Source organism: Caldithrix sp., from assembly GCF_056497305.1.
Genome location: NZ_JBSMDE010000041.1, coordinates 1 through 3,783 on the forward strand (window position 1 = coordinate 1; position 3,783 = coordinate 3,783).

The following is a 3,783-nucleotide window of genomic DNA, read 5'->3' on the forward strand; positions in this document are numbered from 1 at the left end:
TGCGGTCTCAATCCCCTCTGAATAACGGGGTACTTTCCGACAAAAGTTGTTCGTACCAATTAAGAGAACACTTCGAAGTCTCAATCCCCTCTGAATAACGGGGTACTTTCCGACAAATGAACGGAAAAGACCTCCCATCATTCATAGAAAAATAGTCTCAATCCCCTCTGAATAACGGGGTACTTTCCGACTTTATTTGAACTTTTTGGACAGTTTAACGTCTTGTCCAGGTCTCAATCCCCTCTGAATAACGGGGTACTTTCCGACTCCTCCACTTTTCAGCCCTTGATACACAAAGCCTCGCAGGGCGCTTTTTCAAAACCTGTTTGTTCTCTAAGTAAACTTTCTGCCATATTTGACCTAAAATCAACCTAAACCCTTGTTTTTTAGTGGGCACAAACCTCCGAGCGCCGTTATTATCTGTTTTTAAACCACTTAGATAAATTCGGCCTTCGCCCTGCATAACTGTTCTTAAAATAACTTTTTCACCTCAAATTTGCAAATCAATTTTTGGCAAAATAATCATCTTTAATTTGATTTTACCCCCGCCCCCTTTTTGCCGCTCTGCTTCGCAAAGGTCATTACTTACTACAAAACATGACAATAATGGATTAAAACCATTACCATAAGGGCCAATAAATTGGATGCAACATTAACCGTATCGTTGCCGATGATTCTTAATCCGGAAATCAGCGAAGTCTCCCGATCGCAATGCATCTTTTTTTCCGTGTATTTGCCGCACACCGCGCATTGATATTGCCCCTGCACGGTGGCGCCAATTAAACTATCCAGAAAATTACCCAGCAAACCTAACAGCAGTAGCCACAGGATGGTCCAGCCGCTCAGCTCGGTAAAAAACAGGCCGCTCAACAGAATGAGCGCGCTGCCTAAAAATCCGCCCGCCGTTCCCAGCAAAGAGACCGCACCGGAAATGCCGGGTTTGACCTTACGAAAGGTGGTTATCAATCTGGGATTCGATTTAGAGAGCACGCCGATTTCCGTGCTCCAGGTATCGGACGTGGCAACCATTAAGGAAAGCAAATACAACTGGTACCAGATGCCATCCACAAACAAGGCGTTTAAAATAACCAGCGCCCCGCCAATGCCGCCATTGGCCAGCACCTGCGCGTAATCCCGAACGCCGGATTTTTCAAACGTATCTTTAAACTGCTCCTTCATTTTTTTACCCGATTTAGACAGTAATGATGAAAGAATAAAAAAGCACAGGATGGGAACGCTCCAGACCAACCCTCCAAAACCAAAGATGACTGAGGCCAGTAAAAATACCATGGCGCTGCCACTGAGTGATAAAAATCTAAAATAATAGCTTAAAATAGCTGTTAATAGGGCTAAGCATTCACCGATTAAAAACTGGTTTAACTGAGCAGCATTAGAATGCGTCAATAAAAAAACCAGCACTGCCCCACTGAATGGCACAAAAAAATTGTCAGACCCTCTGGAAGAAAGGGTTTCCACTACTGTAACGAATAAAGCCAGAGCAGCCGATTGAATTAGCAGCAAATGCTCTATATGGAATCCAAACCGCAGCATTAAATAAATTAAAGTAAAACTTGAAATAAACATAGAAATAGAACCGGGCAGGGATTTTTGATCACGTACCAGAATATAGGTCAGGCCACTGCCCCATTTCTGCCCTGCCAGAGCGGCCAGCGCATCCGGAATGGCAAACAAAGAAATACCCATTAAAATAATACGTCGATCTGTGTTCCAGAATAGAAGGGTCAAGATAAAATAAACCACAGAAAAATAGACAGTGCCAAACGAGTCTCTCCCATCGTGAATACTTTTCATGCCTCCCTTTTTCAGGGCAATCCAATTAAAAAAGCCAAAAACGAAGGACATGAACAACAATAGAGTTGGTGTAGAAAAACAGACTGGAGCTACGGCCGCCAACGCACCGATGGAGATGTGCGAAATCTTATGTACCAGTTCGGAGGACAGCCCCCATCGCTTTTTAATAAATCCAGCTAAAAACAGAATGCTTAGAATGAACAATAAAGCCCCTATGCCTAAGAGCCAATCGGCTGGCTGAGGGGCTTTAAAAATGGAGAACCAGGGCATGGAAAGCAATCATTCCTTTTAACCGACTACAATGTTCACAAGTTTTTGAGGAACGGCAATAACTTTTCTGATCGATTTGCCCGCGATTCTTTTTTTCACGTCCTCCTGCAACAGCGCTTTTTCTTCCAGTTTTTTTCTGTCCAAAGCTTCTGCCAGAGGAAGCGCCATTCGGCTCCGCACTTTGCCATTGATCTGGATGACTATTTCAATCTCCTCCTGCACCAGATATTTTTCTTCGTACTGAGGCCATGGCTCATAAGCCAGGGTTGTGGTGTGACCTAAGCGCTGCCATAGTTCTTCCGCAATATGAGGGGCGAAAGGACTTAACAGCAAGACAAAAGTCTGCAGAATTTGTTTAGGACGTGTCTTCCATTTATAGGCTTCGTTGACAAATTCCATCATGCGGGCAATTGCAGTATTAAAAGCCATTTCTTCAATATCATTGGTCACTTCCTTGATGGTCTGGTGCAAAGTACGTAACTGCTCATTATTCGCTTCTTTATCCTGAACAAGTGGATGTAATTGATCCGTTTCTTCATCAATAATCAGCCGCCAAACACGGTTTAAAAAGCGATGTACTCCTTCAACGCCTTTCATACTCCACGATTTGGTGTCTTTTAGCGGTCCCATAAACATTTCATACAAGCGTAAAGAATCGGCTCCGTAATTTTCAACGATTTCATCGGGATTAATAACATTCCCTCGACTTTTGCTCATTTTGTAAGCTCTGGCTTCAATGACAATTTTCGGATTGTCTTTTAAGACAAAAACATCGCCTCTTTTTTCGACCTGTTCTTCGGTGAGCTTGCGTCGCTCTAGGGATTCTCCGGTTTCAATATGTTTTCCGTCTTTTCCAACCTTTTCGGCCGAAACGGGTTTTCTTGTTTGATCCACAAACAGCGTGTATTCGGTTTCCCCCAGAATCATGCCCTGGTGAACTAATTTTTGAAAGGGTTCTTTGGTAGAAACGACCCCGATGTCGTAAAGCACCTTGTGCCAGAAACGGGCGTAGAGCAGGTGTAAAACAGCGTGTTCCGTACCGCCTACGTAAAGGTCAACCGGCATCCAGTACTTCTCTTTTTGAGGATCCACCAGCTGGTCATCGTTGTGCGGATCGATGTAACGCAGATAGTACCAGCATGAGCCGGCCCACTGCGGCATGGTGTTCAGCTCGCGGCGATAGCGCTTGCCGTCAATGGTTACGTATTTCCATTCGTCCGGCGCCCGTGAAAGCGGCGGCTGCGGATCTTCGTCCTCTCTGGAAGGGCGCGGTTTAAAGTCTTCCATGGGCGGCAGTTCGACCGGTAGTTCCTCTTCCGGAACCAGGCGGATCTCGCCGTCTTCGCCAATTAAAATAGGAAAGGGTTCGCCCCAATAGCGTTGACGACTGAACAACCAGTCGCGTAATTTGTAGTTAACCTTGTGTTTACCAATCCCCTTCTGTTCCAGCCATTCCGTAATCTTCTTTTTAGCCTCCGATGCCTTCAAACCGTTAATACTAAATTCATCGTTAGCCGAATTAACCACAATGCCTTCGCCGGTGAAGGCTTCTTTGGAGATGTCGCCGCCGGAAATAACTTCACGAATCGGCAAATGGTATTTTTTAGCGAAGGCGTAATCGCGTTCGTCGTGCGCCGGCACGGCCATGATGGCGCCGGTTCCGTAGCTGATCAACACGTAATCAGCCACCCAGATGGGAAT

2 protein-coding genes are annotated in these 3,783 nt (G+C 45.3%); both read right to left on the reverse strand.

What is annotated here, in order from left to right; translation table 11 throughout:
• Nucleotides 1-588: 588 nt before the first annotated feature.
• Complete coding sequence (locus tag ACWB0I_RS03520; protein ID WP_479386653.1) at nt 589-2,016, reverse strand: DUF92 domain-containing protein; 1,428 nt, start codon at nt 2,014-2,016, stop codon at nt 589-591.
• Between the two features lie 84 nt (nt 2,017-2,100).
• Nucleotides 2,101-3,783 (reverse strand): leucine--tRNA ligase (leuS, locus tag ACWB0I_RS03525; RefSeq protein ID WP_479386654.1); only part of this gene is annotated, 1,683 nt, incomplete at its 5' end.